15 protein-coding genes are annotated in these 16,333 nt (G+C 71.9%); 7 read left to right on the top strand and 8 right to left on the bottom strand.

The features are described from left to right. Both GXW76_RS21620 and GXW76_RS21625 read right to left on the bottom strand, forming a co-directional pair. Positions 1-2,595 (bottom strand): type I polyketide synthase (locus tag GXW76_RS21620; protein ID WP_211864184.1); only part of this gene is annotated, 2,595 nt, incomplete at its 3' end. A gap of 40 nt (positions 2,596-2,635) precedes the next feature. Beyond that, positions 2,636-3,937, bottom strand: a complete 1,302-nt coding sequence (locus GXW76_RS21625) for a glycosyltransferase (protein ID WP_211864185.1) — start codon at positions 3,935-3,937, stop codon at positions 2,636-2,638. Positions 3,938-4,204: 267 nt separating this feature from the next. On the opposite strand from GXW76_RS21625, the gene GXW76_RS21630 reads away from it, so the two are divergent. From GXW76_RS21630 to GXW76_RS21645, 4 genes are all read left to right on the top strand, one after another. Then, on the top strand, positions 4,205-4,633 hold the full coding sequence (locus GXW76_RS21630; protein ID WP_211864186.1) for a hotdog fold thioesterase: 429 nt from the start codon (positions 4,205-4,207) through the stop codon (positions 4,631-4,633). 169 nt (positions 4,634-4,802) lie between these two features. Further along, positions 4,803-5,852 (top strand): asparaginase, encoded by a 1,050-nt coding sequence (locus tag GXW76_RS21635; protein ID WP_211864187.1) that lies wholly within the window; start codon positions 4,803-4,805, stop codon positions 5,850-5,852. Positions 5,853-5,947: 95 nt separating this feature from the next. Further along, the gene (locus GXW76_RS21640) at positions 5,948-6,700 is read left to right on the top strand and encodes a YoaK family protein (protein WP_211864188.1); all 753 of its coding nucleotides are present in this window, start codon (positions 5,948-5,950) and stop codon (positions 6,698-6,700) included. A gap of 161 nt (positions 6,701-6,861) precedes the next feature. Then, positions 6,862-7,479 carry an HD family hydrolase gene (locus GXW76_RS21645; protein ID WP_211864189.1) on the top strand — a complete coding sequence of 206 codons (618 nt, stop codon included), beginning with the start codon at positions 6,862-6,864 and terminating at the stop codon, positions 7,477-7,479. A 1-nt stretch (position 7,480) separates the two neighbouring features. Here the strand turns inward: GXW76_RS21645 and GXW76_RS21650 are convergent, their stop codons facing one another. After that, positions 7,481-8,209: a hypothetical protein gene (locus tag GXW76_RS21650; protein ID WP_211864190.1), complete on the bottom strand. Its 729-nt coding sequence runs from the start codon at positions 8,207-8,209 to the stop codon at positions 7,481-7,483. Between the two features lie 141 nt (positions 8,210-8,350). On the opposite strand from GXW76_RS21650, the gene GXW76_RS21655 reads away from it, so the two are divergent. The 3 genes from GXW76_RS21655 (at position 8,351) to GXW76_RS21665 (ending at position 11,118) form a co-directional block, all read left to right on the top strand. Continuing rightward, complete coding sequence (locus GXW76_RS21655) at positions 8,351-9,364, top strand: NAD-dependent epimerase/dehydratase family protein (protein ID WP_211864191.1); 1,014 nt, start codon at positions 8,351-8,353, stop codon at positions 9,362-9,364. Beyond that, a complete protein-coding gene (locus GXW76_RS21660; protein ID WP_211864192.1) occupies positions 9,361-10,332 on the top strand; it encodes a tripartite tricarboxylate transporter substrate binding protein in 972 nt (323 codons plus the stop codon). Before GXW76_RS21655 ends, GXW76_RS21660 begins: the two co-directional genes overlap by 4 nt. A 165-nt stretch (positions 10,333-10,497) precedes the next feature. Then, positions 10,498-11,118 (top strand): hypothetical protein, encoded by a 621-nt coding sequence (locus GXW76_RS21665; protein ID WP_211864193.1) that lies wholly within the window; start codon positions 10,498-10,500, stop codon positions 11,116-11,118. Positions 11,119-11,344: 226 nt separating this feature from the next. On the opposite strand, the gene GXW76_RS21670 is transcribed toward GXW76_RS21665, so the two are convergent. The 5 genes from GXW76_RS21670 to GXW76_RS21690 form a co-directional block, all read right to left on the bottom strand. Next, positions 11,345-12,280: an FkbM family methyltransferase gene (locus GXW76_RS21670; RefSeq protein ID WP_211864194.1), complete on the bottom strand. Its 936-nt coding sequence runs from the start codon at positions 12,278-12,280 to the stop codon at positions 11,345-11,347. A gap of 82 nt (positions 12,281-12,362) precedes the next feature. Continuing rightward, positions 12,363-13,025 carry a sulfotransferase family 2 domain-containing protein gene (locus GXW76_RS21675; RefSeq protein WP_211864195.1) on the bottom strand — a complete coding sequence of 221 codons (663 nt, stop codon included), beginning with the start codon at positions 13,023-13,025 and terminating at the stop codon, positions 12,363-12,365. Continuing rightward, positions 13,025-13,720 (bottom strand): sulfotransferase family 2 domain-containing protein, encoded by a 696-nt coding sequence (locus tag GXW76_RS21680; RefSeq protein ID WP_211864196.1) that lies wholly within the window; start codon positions 13,718-13,720, stop codon positions 13,025-13,027. Before GXW76_RS21680 ends, GXW76_RS21675 begins: the two co-directional genes overlap by 1 nt. Before the next feature lie 117 nt (positions 13,721-13,837). Continuing rightward, positions 13,838-15,190 carry a ribosome biogenesis GTPase Der gene (gene der, locus GXW76_RS21685; RefSeq protein WP_211864197.1) on the bottom strand — a complete coding sequence of 451 codons (1,353 nt, stop codon included), beginning with the start codon at positions 15,188-15,190 and terminating at the stop codon, positions 13,838-13,840. Positions 15,191-15,201: 11 nt separating this feature from the next. Next, positions 15,202-16,333: outer membrane protein assembly factor BamB family protein (locus tag GXW76_RS21690; protein ID WP_211864198.1), on the bottom strand; the 1,132-nt coding region annotated here is incomplete at its 5' end.

Below are 16,333 nucleotides of genomic sequence, written 5' to 3' on the forward strand. Positions count from 1 at the left end.
GCCGCCGCGCGGGTCGGCGCCGCGCGCGATGGCGCGGTCGATGACGGCGGGGAAGGGATCGCCCGGCGGGTCGCGGCGCGACAGGCTGGCGAGCACCGCCGCCTCGCCCGTGTCCTCCCGCAGGCTCTCGCGCAGGTAGGATTGCAGGACGGGGGAGGGCCCGATCTCGAGGAACAGCCGCACGCCCATGCGTCCCGCCTCGCGCGCCGCGTCGCGGAAGCGCACCGGCTCGCGCAGGTTGCGCCACCAGTAGGCGGCGCCGGCCTCCTCGCCCGGCAGCGTCGCGCCGGTCACGGTCGAGACCATCGGCATGGTGCCGGCTTGCGGCGCCAGCGCGGCGAGGTCGCGCAGCAGCCCGTCCCGCACCGGCTCCATCGCCGCGGCGTGGAAGGCGTAGTCGAGGTCGAGCGGCACGGCGGAGAAGCGCGCCTGCTCCGCCGCCGGGCAGAGCCGCGCGATGGCCTCGGCGGGCCCGGCGACGGTGACGGCGGAAGGCCCGTTCACCGCCGCGATCTCGAGCCCCGGCCCGCAGGCCTCCAGCAGCAGCGCGAGCGCCTCGGGCGAGGCGCCGATCGCCGCCATCCGCCCCGTGCCCCTGGTCGCGTGCTGGTGGCCGCTGCGCGCGACGATCAGCCGCGCGGCCTGTTCGAGCGTCAGGATGCCGCTGCACCAGGCGGCGGCGACCTCGCCCACCGAATGGCCGAGCGCCATGGCCGGGCGGATGCCCTGCGCCGCCAGCGCGCCGACCACGCCGACCTGCACGGCAAACAGCAGCGGCTGCGCGATATCCGTGCCAGTGAGTGCTTCCGCCGTCACGCCGCGCTTCAACACGGCGAGCGGAGACCAGCCCAGCAGCGGCGCCAGCACGGCATCGGCCTGCTTCACCGCCGCGCGGAAGGGGGCGGAATGGCGTAGCGCCTCCTGTGCCATGCCCGCGTATTGCGCTCCGTTGCCGGAGAAGACGTAGGCCAGGGCGCCGCGCACGGCCTGGCCCTGCTCGGCACTGGCGGGCTTTTCACCCGTGGCCCAGGCGTCGATGGTGGCGGCGAGGGTCGCGCCGTCCTCCCCGCGCAGCACCAGGCGATGCGTCGCGAGATCCCGGTGCCGCGCCACGCCGCGGGCGAGCGCGGCGGTCTCCGCCGCGTCGGCGCCGTCCAGCCGTTCCCGCCAGCGTTGCGCCAGTAGGGTGAGCGCCGCCTCGGAGCGCGCGGAGAGCACCAGCGGCGGCATGCTGCGTCCGGCCGCTGCCGCGCGCGGCTTCGTCTCCGGCGCGCGGCCGACCAGCACGGTCGCATTGGTGCCGCCGAAGCCGAAGGAGTTCACGCCGACCACGCTGTCCGCCGCGACCGGCGCGGGCGCGAGCCGCGTCTGCACCGCGATGTTCAGCCCGGCGAAGTCGATCTCGGGGTTCGGTTCGCGGAAATGGAGCGAGGGCGGGATGGCGCCCTTCTCCAGCATCAGCATCGCCTTCAGAAGCCCCGCCATGCCGGAGGCGGCTTCGAGGTGCCCGATATTGGTCTTCACCGAGCCGATCGGCAGCGGCGCCGCGCGGCGCTGCGCGATGGTGGTGCCGATCGCCCAGGTCTCCGCCGGGTCGCCGACGCGCGTGCCGGTGCCGTGCGCCTCGAAGGCGAGGAAGCGTTCGGGCGCGATGCCGGAGCACGCGATGACGCGCTCCATCAGCGCCGCCTGCGCATTGCGGTTGGGCAGGGAGAGCCCGATCGTCCGCCCCGCCGCATTCGCCCCCGTGCCCAGCAGCACGGCGCGGATCGCGTCCCCGTCCGCGATGGCGTCGGCGAGCCGCTTCAGCACCACCACGCCCGCGCCCTCGGCGCGCACGTAGCCGTCCGCCGCCGCGTCGAAGGCCTGGCAGCGCCCGGTGGGGGAGAGCATTCCCGCGCGCGAGAAGCCGATGAAGGAATAGGGCGAGAGCAGCATCGACACGCCGCCCACCACCGCCGCCTCCAGCGACGGGTCGTCCCGCAGCGCGCGCACCGCCAGGTGCAGCGCGACCAAGGAGGACGAGCAGGCGGTGTCCACCGTCTGCGCCGGCCCGCGCAGGTCGAAGACGTTGCCGATCCTGTTCGACAGGATCGACAGGGCATTGCCCGTCATGAAGAAGCGATCGGCCGCCGAGGGATCCGCGAGCCTGAGTTCCGCATAGTCGGTGGAGGACCCGCCGACGAAGACCGCGATGTTCCGTCCGGCGAGCCTTTCGCCCGGCCAGCCGGCGTCCTCGAAGGCTTCCGCCGCGACTTCCAGCAGCACGCGCTGCTGGGGGTCCATTTCCGCCGCCTCGCGCGGGGAAAGGCCGAAGGCCTGGGCGTCGAAGCCCGCCGCGTCGCCGATGGTGCCGGCGGCGAAGGTGTAGGTGCGGCCGGCCTCGCTCTTGCGCGGATGCAGCCAGCGCGCCTGGTCGAAGCGTTCGGGCGGGATGGAGGTGACGGCGTCCCGCCCTTCCGCGAGCAGCGTCCAGAAGGTGTCGAGGTCCGGCGCGCCCGGCAGGTGGCAGGCGGCGCCGACGATGGCGATGCCGTCGCCGGGCAGGCGCTCGGGCCTCTCCGGTCGCCGGCCGTTGCGACGCAGCGTGCTCATCTGCCGGTCCGGGCGCGGGCAGGGCGGGGCAGGGGCGTGCTCATCGCAGGCCGAGCTGCCGGGTGGCGAGTGGCTCGGCGGCATGCGCGGCCGCGGGTTCGGTGCGGCGCGCCGTGGCGGTCGCGGGCGCGTTGCGGGCGGCGACCTGCTCCAACAGGCCGTCCACGGCGGCAAAGTGTTCGTCCCACCTCGGGGCGGTCCAGCCGCGCAGGCGGGTGAATTGCGCGGCGCGGGCGCGGCTGTCCGGCACGGCGTAGTCGAGGATCATGCGCCGCCAGCCGGCGCCGTCCAGCGGGTCCAGGTATTCAGGCACGTCGCCGCCGACCTCCCGCAGCGCGGGCAGGTCGGAGCAGATGGCCGGCGCGCCGGCGGCCAGCGCCTCGGCGAGCGGCAGGCCGTAGCCCTCGACGAAGGAGGGGAAGAGCAACGCGCGGCTGCCGGCGAGCAGCGCCGCCACCTCCGGGTCGGGCAGCGAGCCCGCTTCCTCGACCAGGCCGCGCAGCAAGGTGCAGCGCTCGAGCAGGTCGAGTACGTTCTCGTTTTCCCACCCCCGCCGGCCGACCAGGATGAGCCGCGGCGCGCCCGAGCCCCACTTGGCCGCGAAGTCGCGCCAGAGGTGCAGCAGCAACAGGTGGTTCTTGCGCGGCTCGATGGTGCCGATGACGACGAAGTAGGGCCTCTGGCCGACCTCCTGCGGCAGCGGGGCCGGCGTCACCTGCTCGATGCCAAGCCGCGCCACCAGCAGGGGCGGGGCCTGGTGGACCAAATGCGGGCGGACAACGGCGGCGGTCGCGGCGGAGTTCACGATGATCCCATCCGCGAGCGCGGCGACGGTCGCGAGCCGCTGCAGGTGCTGCATCGCCACGCCGGGGCGTGCGTATTCGGGGTGCGTCGCCGGGATCAGGTCATGCACGAGCGGGATGAAGGCGGCGCCGGCGCGGCGCAGGTCCTCGATCGGCTCGGGCTGTTCCATCAGCCGGTGCGAAACCAGCAGGAAGAGGGTGCGGCGTTCCCGGGCCATGACCTTCGTGAGGTCGCCGCGACCGCGGCCGAGGGTCAGGCGGGCGAGGGCGATCAGGCCCGTGCGGCGGGCGGCCCGCCGCGCCGCCGGGGCATCGGGACCACCCGTCCAGGCGGCGTCGAGCTGCGCGGCCAGGTCCAGGACGATACCGCGGGGAACCGCGGCATAGCCGCCACGCGGGCCGCGCGCGACGAAGGTGACGGCGCCGGGCGGGGCCGCGAGCCAGTGCCGCGCATAGGCCGCCTCGACACGGTCGATCCCGGAGGGGGCCCTGCGGCGACCACACGCAAGAAACCGGGAGACGTCCAGCAAAACGTGCACAGCACCACCATCCATTCGTGGCCCATTTTGAGCCCGTATGCTGCTCCGCCCCCAATCCCGCCCTGTCGCGTTCCCCGCGCCCGGTCATAACCGGGCTTCCTTGTGGGTCACGCAACGGGCAGGTCCGTGACCAAGGTATTCCTGGATCACGGAAAACTATTCCTGTCGCACCCCGGCGCGTCAACCTTGGGATGCATGCCGGCGGCACTCGCGCGGTGCGCCGCGGCACGGCAGACTGCCGGCCGGGAACCGAACGGGAGGGATTCGATGAGCATTTGGCGACGACCGGCGGAAGTTGCGGGGATCGAGGCCCGATTCGCCGGCTCCCTGCCCGGGCTCTTCGGCATCCGCATCCTCGAGGTCGGGGCCGACTTCATCCGCGCGGAGATGCCGGTGGACGAGCGCCACGCGCAGCCCTTCGGGATCCTGCACGGTGGCGCCTCGGTGGTGCTCGCCGAGACGCTCGGCAGCATGGCGAGCAATCTCACGCTGGAGGACGGTCGCGTCGCCGTCGGGCTCGAGGTCAATGCGAACCACATCGCCTCCGTGCCGAAGGGGGAGACGGTGAGCGCCATGTGCCGCCCGCTGCATCTCGGGCGCACGACGCAGGTGTGGCAGACCGAGATCCACCGCGCGGACGGCAGGCTCGCCTGCGTCTCGCGCCTGACCACCGCGGTGGTCGATCGCCGCGGCTGAGGCCGGTGCTGGCGTCCGCACCACCATGGTTGCCGAATGCAACGCGGCGAACAGCGATGCGGAGCACGACGCCTCGCTCGCTCTCCTTCTGGAACATCGTCGGGGATGTGATGATCGTGGACCATGTGATCGAGCGGCTGCGCATCGGCGCAGCGGGGAAGTCGGCGGCATGAGCGCGCCGTCGGATCGCCGGAGGGCGGAGCCCGGAGACGTGAACCGGCCGGCCGGACCAAGGCCGAAGGTCGCCGTCATCGGCACGGGCGGGACGATCTCCTCGGTCGGGCGCGGGCCGCTCGACCTGATCGACTACGGCGCGACGGGCCAGGTTCTGGACGTCAACGGCGTGATCGCGCGGGTGCCGGAACTGGCGCTGGTCGCCGACGTGATTCCGGTGCCTTTCCGCGCCATTCCGTCCACCGCGCTCGGCTGGCCGGAGTGGAAGGAGCTGCTGCTGATCTGCGACCGCCTGGTGGCGGAGCATCCCGACCTCGCCGGCATCGCCGTCACGCACGGCACGGCGACGCTGGAGGAGACGGCGTATTTCCTCTCGCTGACGCTGAAGGTCCCGGTGCCGGTGGTGCTGCTCGGCGCGCAGCGGCCGGCGAGCGCACTGGCCGGCGACGGGCCGATGAACCTGGTCAACGCCGTGCGTGTCGCCGCCGACCCGCGCGCGCGCGGCCTCGGCGCGCTGGTGCTGCTGAACGACGAGATCCAGGCGGCGCGCGAAGTGACCAAGACCTCGACGCTGCGGATGCAGACCTTCCGCACGCCGGATTTCGGCTGCCTCGGCCATGCCGATGCGGACGAGATCGCGTGGTATCGCAAACCGCTGCGCCGCCTTGCGCCGGATACCGAGTTCGACGTGCGCGGGCTCGATGCGCTGCCGCGGGTGGACGTGGCCTATGCCTATGCCGGCGCGGACGGCGCGGCGATCGATGCCTTCGTCGCCGCGGGGGCGAAGGGCATCGTGACGGCCGGCTTCGCGCCGGGATTCGTGACGCCTGCCATGGCGGCCTCCATGGAGGCGGCGGTGAAGCAGGGCGTCGTGGTGGTGACGTCAAGTCGCGCCGGCTCGGGCCGGGCGGCGAAGACCACCAAGGGGACGAAGTCGGGCTTCGTCACCGCCGACAACCTGACGCCGCAGAAGGCGCGCATCCTGCTCGCCCTGGCGCTCGCCGCCGGCGTGACGGACCTCGGGCGCATCTTCGCCACCTACTGACCCCGCCGCGCGGACGCATGGCATCCGCCCTGGCGGAGGCGGCCATGCGTCCGGCGCGTCTCGGCGCGGGCGGCGCGATCGCGTCTAATGGGTCCATGCAAGGGACTGCATCCGAAAGCGGGCGGCGTTGGCGGACCGCCGCGCAGCGTCTGCTGTGCGCCGAGGCGACCGAGGCGCAACTCGGCCTCACGCTGACCTTCGTGGCCGGGGCCATCAATGCCGGCGGCTTCATGGTGGTCGGGCACTACACCTCGCACATGTCCGGCATCGTCTCGGCAATGGCGGACCATGCGGCGCTGGGCATGGGGACGCTCGCGGCGGCGGGGCTGGTCGCGCTGCTTTCCTTCATGGCCGGTGCGGCCCATTCCGCCTGGCTGATCAATCTCGGCCGGCGCCTCGGCTGGCGCAGCCGCTTCGCCCTGCCGCTACTGGTCGAGGCGGCGCTGCTGCTCGCCTTCGGCCTGATGGGCGCGCTGCTCGACAGCCATATCGTCGCCGTCCCGGTCGTGCCGCTGCTGTGTTTCCTGATGGGGGTGCAGAACGCCACGATCACGAAGATTTCGGGCGCGCGCATGAGGACGACGCACGTCACCGGCATCGTCACCGACCTCGGGATCGAGATCGGCAAGCTGTTCTACTGGAACCGCGACGGCGACGCCGCATCCGGGGAGATGGTGCGAGCCGACCGGGCGAAGATGCGGCTGCTGGGCGGGTTGTTGGGTTGCTTTGCCGTCGGTGGCGTGACCGGCGCGCTGTCCTTCGCCTGGATCGGCCTGGCCGCCTGCCTGCCGCTGGCGGTCGTGCTGCTGGTGCTGGCGAATGCGGTGATCCCCTCGGACGGGATGTAAGGGCGGCGTTGCACCGGCGTCGGGCGGCCCTCTAGGCTCCAGCCGGTCATGCGGGGCATGGGCGTGAGGCAGTATTTCGGCAGGGATGCGTGCGGCGCGCCTCGGTCCGGGCGAGCGACGGGGAGCGGCCCCCGCGCATCCGCCCATCCCGGGGCTCGCTGATGGCCGACCGTGCCTGGGTGCGGCTGCCCTCGGGGCGACGGCTCGACCTGCTGTCCCCGACACCCCTCGATTGGACCGATCAGGACCTGGCCGTTGGCCTCTCGCGCACCTTCCGCTGGGGCGGGCATTCCGCCTGGCCGGAGCCGCTGTCGGTCGCGCAGCACTCGCTCACGGTGCTGGCGCTGCGCCGCAGCCGCACGCGCCACCGCCTCACGCCACCGCAGGAACTTCGCGAACTGCTGCACGACGCGGATGAGGGGCTGATCAACTTCGACTGCATCTCACCCTTGAAGCCCTTCCTCGGCCCGGGCTTCGCGGAACTCCAGGCGCGGCTGCTGGCGGTGATCGCCGCGCGCTACCGCCTGCCGGCCTGGACGGCGGAGGAGAAGCGCGCCCACAAGTCGGTCGATGTCGCCGTCGCGGCGGCCGAGGCCGTGCACGTCGTCGGCTGGACGGCGCAGGAGGTGCGCGAGACGCTGGGCATCCGTGCCGCGCCGATGGGGAAGGACCCGCTCGCCGTGCGCTACGGGGACCCGCCCTGGCGGCCCTGGGCGCCGGACGTGGCGGCGGCGCGGTTCCTCGAGGAACTCGCGGCGCTGCAGGCGCGGGCAGCCTGATTCACGGCCCGATGCGCTCGCCTTCGATCACGTAGCGGTCGAAGAGGTTGGCGGCCGCGGCGAACATCGCCTCGGAACCGATGTCATCGCGGTCGATCCATGCGATGCGGAAGTACACGCCATGGTTGTTGCCGGTCAGCAGGCATGACGTACCGTCCGGAAGGCGAGGCCGGCAATCCCGCCACAACGCGACGGGCCGGCCGCGGACGATCAGCGTCGAGGTAGGGGCCGTGGCGCCTCGCGTTTCGAATTGTTCGGCCCGCGTGCTGACCAACAGCGAAAACCGCACCCGCCCGGCGGTCCGGTCGGCCGCCTCCTCGGACGGTGCGGCCGCGGCGACGTGCAGGACCTGGCCGTCGGGCAGCAAGGCCCCCCGCAGCGTCCAACTTTCGAAGATGAAGGGGTGCCTGCCCAGCAGGGCTTCGCGCCGCCCGCTCGCGCCGACCTCCGGCGCGCAGGCATCCCAAGGGCGGCAGTAACCACGAGGCCAGGTCGCGATGCGGTAGCGCTGCCCATAGGTCGAGATCCGCGGATCGTCCTGTTGCCCCCACCGCGGATCCGTGAACACGGACCACGGCACCCGCAAGCGGCGCTCGGGGCCGAAGCCGAAGACGCAATCCTCGGCGGCGGATCTGGTCTCAGGGCAGAGATCGGCCTCCAGGCCCGGCGGAGGCGGAATCGACGCCCCTGCCGGCCCCGCCCGCAACCCCGCGATCGCCGCCAGCGCCAACAGGATGCGATGGGCGTTCCCGACCATTTCGATCTCCGCGCAGGTTTCCCGCTCCGCGACCCCCGAGCGGGAGGGTAGCCGGATCGCCGGTCCCGCGCGATCATTCCCGCCGCAAACACGTCCGAGAGGGATCTCAAGCGCATGACTGCCGCCGTGCCTGTTGCTGGCCACAAGTTCATCATCGTCGGGGGCGCGAGCCTCGTCGGTTCCGCCACCGCCGCCGAGCTGCTCGATGCCGGCGCCTCCGAGGTCGTGCTCTTCGACAATTTCTCGATGGGCTCGGAAGCGGCCATCGCGCACATCAAGGACAATCCGCGCCTCAAGACCGTGCGCGGCGACGTCATGCGCCTGCCGGACCTGCTGCGCGCCATGGAAGGCTGCCACGGCGCGCTGCTGCTCGCCGCCTACATGACGCTGAACATGGACCGCGACCCCTGGGGCGGGCTGGATGTGAACATCCGCGGGGTGCAGAACGCACTGGAAGCGGCCCGCGCCAATGGCGTGAAGAAGGTGGTCTTCGCATCGTCGAACGCCGTCTATGGCTATGGGCCGGGGGTGAAGGGCGACCTTGTGGAAACCACGCCCTTCCATTCGGTCGGCGCGCCGCCGGCGGCGATCCTGTACGGCGCGACGAAGATCATCGGCGAGCAGCTCTGCCGCGACGCCAAGCGCCGCTTCGGCCTCGACTACGTCGTGCTGCGCTACTCGACCGTCTATGGCGAGCGCCAGCACTACCGCGCGGCGAATGCGCTCTACATCATCGAGACCTGGGACAAGGTGAAGAAGGGCGAACGCCCGCAGGTCTACGGCGACGGGTCCGAGACCAAGCACTTCGTCTATGTCGGCGACCTCGCGCGCGCCAACCGCATGGCCTTCGAGGCGAATGCCACCGACGTCGCGGTGAATACCTCCGGCCCCAGGCCGGTGACCACGCTCGAACTCGTGCGCATGGTCACGAAGCTCGCGGGCAGCGACGTCGAGCCGGAGTTCGTCGGCGACACGCCGGGCAAGGTGCGCCTGACCTCTGGCGGCGCCTTCCGCATCGCGCACGAGGAGGCTTTCCAGGCCATCGGCTGGAAGCCGCAGGTGGAGATGGAGGAAGGCCTTCGCCGCCTGATGGCCTGGATCGACAGCAACGAAGGGAGGACCACATGACAACGACAAGAAGGACATTGCTGGCCGCGGCGGGCGCCTCGCTCGCCGCGCCGGGGATCGCGCCGGCGCTGGCGCAGGCCAACCGCTGGCCCGAACGCCCGGTCGAGATCGCCGTCGGCTTCGTCGCCGGCGGCGCCACCGACCTCGATGCGCGCGCTGCCGCGCCCCTGCTGGAAAGGCGCATCGGCGGATCGGTGGTGGTGGTGAACCGTCCGGGCGCGGGTGGGGAAGTCGCGCTTGCCTCGGTCGCCCGCGCGCGGCCGGACGGGCATGTGCTCGGCACCACCAACATGCCGGGGCTGCTGACCATCCCGATCGAGCGCCAAGCACAATACAAGCTCGACGATTTCGCCGGTATCGCCAACATCGTCACCGACCCGACAGCGATCACGGTGCACGAGGACAGCGCCTACCGCACGATGGCCGACTTCATCGCCGCGGCGCGGGCGCGGCCGGAGGCGGTCACCTACGCCTCGCCCGGCGTCGGGACGGACGACCACCTGCAACTCGTGCTGCTCCAGGCCGCGACGGGCACGCGCTTCACCCATGTCGTCTTCCAGGGCGACCCGCAATTGCTTGCCGCAGTGCTCGGCCGGCAGGTGGATTCGATGGGCCTCAACCTCGGCCCCGTCTCGGCCAACCGAGACAAGCTGCGCACGCTTGCCATGGCCGGCGCGGCGCGCAGCCATTTCCGCCCGGACGTGCCGACACTCAAGGAACTCGGCTTCGACATCGAGATGGCCTCCGAGCGCGGCCTCGTCGCGCCCGCCGGAACGCCGCCCGCCGTCCTGGCGAAACTGCGCGAGGCGATGGGCGACGTGGTGAAGGACCCGGACTTCGTCCGCATCCTCCAGAGCCGCTTCACGGAACCGCGCTACGAGGAAGGCTCGGCCTGGTTCACCCGCCTGCGGGGGCTGCAGGAGAATTATCGCAACCTGTGGCAGCGTACGCCCTGGTCGCAGCGCTAGAGCGGTTTCCGTTCGCCACGGCTCACGAACACCGCTCCAGGCCTTTGTTCTTGCGAGCATCTTCACCCGATCAGGTGAGTCCACCTGATCGGGATCTGCTCTAGGCTTTCCGCCGCACGGGCCCGATTCGTCCGTGCGGCGCCCACGCGGCCAGGAGACATGCGCATGCCCTTTGCCACCGGTCTGATCCTTCTCGGCGAATATGAGTTCGGCTACGCCGCGGACCGGATCGGCTTCCCGAGCATCAGCGCGTGCCGTGCGATCGTCTACCAGACGACGACAGGCCTCTTCGGTTTCCACCAGGCGACCGGCTACGGGCCGCTGAAGATCGACCGCGACGCACGGAAGTTCGCGGCCTTCGTGAACGGCCACGCGGCCGGGGCGGGCCATGGGCTGAACGTGTATGTCGGGGCCAAGCTCGGTGCCGGCGGCACCTATTCCATGGGCATGCCGGGCGCGCAGGAAGTCGCCGCGGAGATCGGGGCGATCGCCCGCGAGCTTCGCTTCACCGGGCCGGTGAGTTGCTACGATCTTTCGATCGGCCGGCCCGGGGCGCAGGGCGCCTATGTGGAGTTCGTCGCCAATGGCGGCATCTGCGACATCTTCGCCAACGACTGGGTCGAGCACCACGCGGACGGCAACAAGGGGGCGCCCACCGGAAATCCGGGGGACCACCTGATCAGCCACGCGGGCAAGACGGATTTCTCGGCCCCCGCACGCGTGTTCCTGCGCGCCGACACCACGGGCCAGAAGCGCGTGGAGCCGATGCAGATCGTGGTGAGCTAGAGAACATCCCGATCAGGTGGAATCACCTGATCGGGTGAAGATGCTCGCAAGAACAAAGACCTGAAGCGGTGTTCGCGAGCCCAGGCGAACGGACACCGATCTGGATCAGGCCCCGATCGGGCGGGCGCGCCCGATCCGGCGAAACTGCGCGCCACAACGAATGGCCGGAGTGGCTGGCATCGACCATGCCAACGCAAACCGCTCCAGGAAGCGCGTCGCGCAGCGGTCAGTAGGGCCGCTCGCGCGCCACCACCAGGTTCTGCAAACCCTGCGTCTTCTCCGCCAGCGCGTCCCAGCCCATCGGCGTGAGTGCCCCGCCGGGTCCGATCCCCCAGGCGGAGAAGCCGAGGCCCTGCAGCATGGCCGCCACCTCGGTGGCCGGAACCCCGGCCTCCTTCATCATCTGCGGGCCGAATTCCATCACTATGCGCAGGCCCGGCGAGCGTTCCAGCAGCTTCGGCATGCCCCGCAGGACGCGGCCCTCGAAGCCCTCGACATCGATCTTCATCACGTCGATGCGGAAGGTGGGGTCGGGGAACATCCCGTCCAGCCGCACGGTGCGGCAGGCGATGCTGCGGAACTCGCTGCCGGCGAAGCCGGCGGCCGCCCGTCGCTGGCGCAGGGAGCCGCCGCCGGAATAGGCCTCGCTCGCGGTCAGCACCGCCTCGCCCTCGGCGTCGGAGGCAGCCAGCGTGTGCACCTTCACAAGGTGCTGCAGCCCGTTGAGCCAGGTGGACATGGTGATCAGCCGCGCGAGGTCCGGGTTCGGCTCGAAGGCGTGGACCTGCCCGCCCGGCCGGCAGCGCGGCCCGGCGAGCAGCGCGAAGACGCCGTGGTTGGCGCCGACGTCGAACACCGTGTCGCCCGGCCGGATCAGGCGGGAGAAGGCCGTGGTCTCGTTGTGCTCCCAGCGCCCGGTGGCGAGCACGCGCATCGCGATATCGCGCGAGCGCGTGTCCACCAGCAGCATCTGCCCGTTCTCCATCACCGACAGCGCGGTATGGTCACCGAGGTAGTAGCCCCGGCGCCGCCCGGCCTGCTCCACCGCCGCCTCGATCTTCGCCAGGCGCTGGACGATGCCGGTCTCGAGCGCGGCAAGGCGCGCCTCCAGCCGCTCCAGCGCGTCGGTCATTCGCGCCGGGTCGTGTTCGGTGGCGGTCACGCCATGTCCTCCTGGAATCGGGTGAAGCGGCACGACCGCGGGCCGGGCGCGTGGTTCGGCGCGGCAGGGCGTGGGGTGTCGCTCAAGCCCCGGCCCGCGCGGGGGCGGGGGCGTGCTCGGCCGACCAGCGCGCCGTTGCCTGGCGATAGAGCAGCGCATCGTGCGCGTAACGCCGGGCGACGATGTCCCGTGCGCGATCCGTGACCTCCGTCCGCAGGGAGCGGGAGGCATTGGCGACCGGCAGCGGCGCCTCGATCCCCAGCCGCCGGGAGATCAGGCGCCACGCCTCCGCGATATGCGGATAGGGCGCGAGCACCGTCACCATTGGCATCCCCGAAGCCGGATCGCAGACCAGGTCCGCCTGTGGCGCGAGGCGTTCGCAGGCTGGCCCGACGAAGTCGTCGAAGGTCTCGTGCACCTGCAATTCCCGCTCGATCTCGCCGGGGTGCTGGTAGCTGCGGATCCAGCGGTAGTAGGAAACCATCCGGTCGAGCGGGTCGCGCAGGATCGCGAAGGACAGCACGTGGCGGAACCGCTCATGGCCCATGTGCCCCGCGATGCGCGAGGCATGCGCGTGCTTGCCGAGGCTCAGATGCTCCTCGTACCAGTTGTCGAGGCTGATCCGCCAGGCGGCCAGCACCACGTCGCCGAAGCGCAGGTGCGGCTTGTAGGCCTGCTCGATCGCCGTGCCGCCGGTCTTGGGCACGTGGACGAAACAGAAATTGCGGCTCGGCGACCAGATCATCAGGCGGCGCGTTCCCCGGCTGTCTCCTTCGCGGCCGGTGCCGCCGTGGCCGGTTCCGCGGAGAGGGGCGTGAAGTCGCGTTCCGCCGCCGCCACCAGTTCCGCGTCGCGGGCGAAGGTCTCGCCGATCATCGCCCGGGCGCTCTCCGGCACCTCGACCTTCACGCGCGCCGCGGAGGCGTTGACGTGCGGCAGCGGCGCATCGATGCCGAGGCGCGCCGCGACGCCCGCCCAGCCTTCCGAGAGGCGGCGGAAGGGGATCAGGTGCTTCACGATCACCTCCCCGGTCTGCGGGTCGGTCACCATGTCCACCTGGCGGAGGAAGAAGGTGCTGACCTTTTCGGCGAAGGGCTCGAATTCCACGATCCCGCGCAGTTCGCTTTCGCGCGGGCCGCGATGCTCATGGCTGTGGATCCAGCGGTAGTAGGAGATCATGCGGTCGAGCGGGTCGCGCAGGATCGCGACCGAGAGCATCCGCTCGTAGTTGGCGCGGCCGGCCAGCAGGCGGGCGCGCCGCGCGGGGGTATGCTTGCCGACCGACAGATGCTTCCCGTACCAGAAGTTCACCCCTCCCTGGTGGGCGGAGAGGATGACGTCGCCGAAGCGGAGGTGCGGCGCGTAGGCTTCCTCGACGGATGTGCCGCCGGTCTTCGAGATGTGGACGAAGCAGAACTTCCGGCTCGGAGACCAGATCATCGCATCGGCTTCCCGTCTTGCCCGGTGCGCCCCGCACGCGCCGGTCGCGGCCCGGCGAGCCGGGGCCTGTTACCCTTGTCTTTCAACCAGAGCGTCGGGGCAAGCCATTCCGCGCGGTCACTCCTCCGCGTAGGGATTCCGCGTGCCGCGCAACTGCAGCCGGATCGGCACGCCGGGCATGGCGAAAGCCTCGCGGAAGGCGTTCACCAGGTAGCGACGGTAATCCTCGGGCAGTTCCTCGGCCCTGGTGCCGAACACGGCGATGGTCGGCGGCCGTGCCTTGGGCATGGTGGCGTAGCGCAGCTTCACCCGCCTGCCGTCGACTGCCGGCGGCGGATGGCGCGTCAATGCCGCCTCGAACCAGCGGTTGAGTTCCCCGGTCGTGATCCGGCGATTCCACAGCGCATAGGCCGCGCGCACGGCCGGCATCAGCCGGTCCACCCCGCGCCCCGTCAGGGCGGCGAGCGGCACGACGGAGATGCCCTTCAACTGCGCGAGGGAGGCGGTCAGCACATCGGTGAGCCGCCGCCGCGTCGCCTCGCGGTCCTCGACGGCGTCCCATTTGTTGAAGGCGATCACGACGGCGCGGCCTTCGCGCTCGGCAAGGCGCGCGATGCGCAGGTCCTGCTCGTCCATGCCGAGCAGCGCATCGACCACCAGCACGACGACCTCGGCCTCCTTCAGCGCGCCGAGGGTCGCGGCGACCGACATCTGCTCGAGCCGATCCTCGATCCGCGCCTTCTTGCGCATGCCGGCGGTGTCCACCAGGCGCACGCGCCCGCCCGTGCCGTCCCGCCATTCCACCGCGATGGCGTCGCGCGTGAGGCCGGGCTCGGGGCCGGTGATCATGCGCTCCTCGCCGAGCAGCGCATTGAGCAGGGTGGACTTGCCGGCATTGGGGCGGCCCACGATGGCAAGGCGCAGCGGGCGTTCGGGGTCGTCGGCCGCCGGCTCGTCCTCCTCCTCGTCCCGGGGCTCGCCCAGCGCCTCGGCCACTGCCTCGTGCAGCACGCCCAGGCCTTCGTTGTGCTCCGCGCTGACGGCGATCGGGTCGCCGAGGCCGAGCTCGAAGGCCTCCATCGCCGCCGCTGCGCCGCCCCGGCCTTCGGCCTTGTTGGCGATCAGCAGGACGGGCAGCGAGGAACGGCGCAACCAAGCGGCGAAGGCGCGGTCGGAGGGCGTCAGCCCCGACCGCACATCGACGACGAAGAGCACCAGGTCGGCGGCGCGCAGCGCGGCCTCGGAACTCGCGCGCATGCGGCCCGCCACGGTATCGGGCGGCGCTTCCTCGAGCCCGGCGGTGTCCACCAGGGTCACGTCGTGCCCGGCGATGCGCGCAGGCGCCTCCTTGCGGTCGCGCGTGACGCCCGGACGGTCGTCCACGATGGCGATCTTCCGCTGCGCCAGCCGGTTGAACAGCGTGGACTTGCCGACGTTCGGCCGGCCGAGGATGACGACGGTGGGGGTCATGGGGTGCTGGTTCAGCCGCCGCCGGCCAGGGCGAGCAGCGTCGCGTCGTCGGTCGCGGCCAGCAGCAGGTTGCCGGCGACGATCGGCTGCAGGCTCAGCCCGGCCGGCATCGGCACGCGGTTCGCCACGCTGCCGTTGGCGGGGTCGAGCGCCACCAGTTCCGACCGGCTCGTGCCGACCAGCAGCCGCCCGCCCGCCAGCACCGGGGCGGAGAGGCTGACGCGCTCGGCCGGCCGGTTGCCGCGCGGCTCCGGCCGCAGGGAGAAGGCCCAGCGCACCTGCCCGCTGTCGCGCCCGAGTGCCGCCACCTGGCCGGCATCGTTGGACATGAACACCCAGTCGCCGGCCGCCCAGACGGATTCTGTGCCGCCCGCCTCCTGTTCCCAGAGGCGACGGCCGGAGCGCACATCCACGCAGATCGTCAGCCCGCCGACGCCGACGGCGATGGCGCGGCCGCCGGTCAGGACCGGGCTCGCGCGCACGCCGGCGATGTCCGACAGCGCGCCCGTGCCTGCGGCGGCGAGGCTTTCGCTCCACATCACCCGCCCGTCGGCGGCGCGCAGGGCGAAGAGTTCGCCGGAGGGGAAGCCGGCCACCACCGTGTCCCCCTCCACGGCCGGGGTGCCGAGGCCGAGCGGGATGGTCGTGGTCGGGGTGGCCCGGTGCAGCCAGAGGCGGCGCCCGTCCTCGGTCGAGAGGCAGGCGAGATGGCTCGCGACGGTCGCCACGTAGATGCGCCCGTCGGCGACCGAGGGTGCGCCGCGCGCAGGCGCCGGCAGGTCCACCCGCCAGCGCACCGCGCCGTCGGCCACGTTCAGCGCCAGCAGTTCCGACAGGCCGGTCGAAACGTAGAGCGTGTCCCCATCCAGCGCCACGCCGGCGCCGACGGTGCCCACATCGTCCTCGTCGCGCCGGCTGTCGCGGCGCCAGCGCCGCCCGCCCGTGGCGAGGTCGAAGGCCGAGACGATGCCATAGGCATCGGAGACATAGGCGCTGCCGCCACCGGCGACCGGCCCGGCGATGAGGCGGCGGCGATAGCCGTTGCCGGTGCCGAAGCTGCTGCTCCAGGCCCGGCTGAGCGTGCTGCCGAGCGCCGGGTGCCCGCCGGCATGCGCGGCGTCGCCGCCCGCCTGCGGCCAGTCC

This window comes from Neoroseomonas soli, from assembly GCF_018129065.1.
Classification (GTDB): domain Bacteria; phylum Pseudomonadota; class Alphaproteobacteria; order Acetobacterales; family Acetobacteraceae; genus Neoroseomonas; species Neoroseomonas soli.

What these genes read in the sequence shown, in the direction of transcription:
- GXW76_RS21640 (WP_211864188.1), top strand. Translation starts at nt 5,948, where the DNA reads ATGCAAGGGACTGCATCCGAAAGCGGGCGGCGTTGGCGGACCGCCGCG.
- GXW76_RS21660 (WP_211864192.1), top strand. Translation starts at nt 9,361, where the DNA reads ATGACAACGACAAGAAGGACATTGCTGGCCGCGGCGGGCGCCTCGCTC.
- GXW76_RS21680 (WP_211864196.1), bottom strand. Translation starts at nt 13,720, where the DNA reads ATGATCTGGTCTCCGAGCCGGAAGTTCTGCTTCGTCCACATCTCGAAG.
- GXW76_RS21645 (WP_211864189.1), top strand. Translation starts at nt 6,862, where the DNA reads ATGGCCGACCGTGCCTGGGTGCGGCTGCCCTCGGGGCGACGGCTCGAC.
- GXW76_RS21665 (WP_211864193.1), top strand. Translation starts at nt 10,498, where the DNA reads ATGCCCTTTGCCACCGGTCTGATCCTTCTCGGCGAATATGAGTTCGGC.
- GXW76_RS21675 (WP_211864195.1), bottom strand. Translation starts at nt 13,025, where the DNA reads ATGATCTGGTCGCCGAGCCGCAATTTCTGTTTCGTCCACGTGCCCAAG.
- GXW76_RS21635 (WP_211864187.1), top strand. Translation starts at nt 4,803, where the DNA reads ATGAGCGCGCCGTCGGATCGCCGGAGGGCGGAGCCCGGAGACGTGAAC.
- der (WP_211864197.1), bottom strand. Translation starts at nt 15,190, where the DNA reads ATGACCCCCACCGTCGTCATCCTCGGCCGGCCGAACGTCGGCAAGTCC.
- GXW76_RS21655 (WP_211864191.1), top strand. Translation starts at nt 8,351, where the DNA reads ATGACTGCCGCCGTGCCTGTTGCTGGCCACAAGTTCATCATCGTCGGG.
- GXW76_RS21630 (WP_211864186.1), top strand. Translation starts at nt 4,205, where the DNA reads ATGAGCATTTGGCGACGACCGGCGGAAGTTGCGGGGATCGAGGCCCGA.